The sequence below is a fragment of the Nonomuraea lactucae genome (genome assembly GCF_003313395.1).
GTDB lineage: Bacteria > Actinomycetota > Actinomycetes > Streptosporangiales > Streptosporangiaceae > Nonomuraea > Nonomuraea lactucae.
On sequence record NZ_QNFZ01000318.1, the window covers coordinates 1 to 590 of the forward strand.

At 77.8% G+C, this 590-nt stretch carries 1 pseudogene; it reads left to right on the forward strand.

The features are described 5' to 3' along the window. A pseudogene (locus DQW85_RS21695) lies at positions 1-590 on the forward strand (PucR family transcriptional regulator); the annotation flags it as partial.

Below are 590 nucleotides of genomic sequence, written 5' to 3' on the forward strand. Positions count from 1 at the left end.
CCGGGCGACGTGCGCGACGCGCTCGGCCGCCACCGCAGGCTGGTGGCCGCCGTCGCCGAGGGCGCCGGGCTGCCGGAGCTGTTCGCGCTCACCGCCGACGAGCTCGGCGTCACCGGGGTGGTGCTCTCTCCCACCGGCCGGGTGCTGGTGGGCTCCGCCGACGATCCGGTACGGCTGTCGCGCGCCTACCTGACGGCCGCCCGCCTGCCCTGCAGGGTGGGCCGCTACACGGTCTTCGGCGTCGGGCGCGGCCACCGCGCCGCGGGCTGGGCGCTGGCCTGCGACGGCGACCTGATGGACCGGGCCGATCTCGGCTACGAGCTGGCGGCCTGCGTCGCCCTGGAACGGAGCCGTATGGAGGAGGGGCGCCGGGTCGAGCGCCGCCTGGCCGAGCAGCTCGTCATGGCCGCGCTCGCCGGCTCCGACGCGGCCGAGCTCAACGCCGGGCTGCGCACCTGCGGCATCGGCGCCGCGGAGCCGTACGCGGTGGTGAACGCCACCATGCCGCGGCCGGGCGCGATCCGGGGTCCGGACCCGGCGACGCTCGGCGGGCACGTGGTGGAGGAACTGCTGGACGGCGAGGTCGTGGC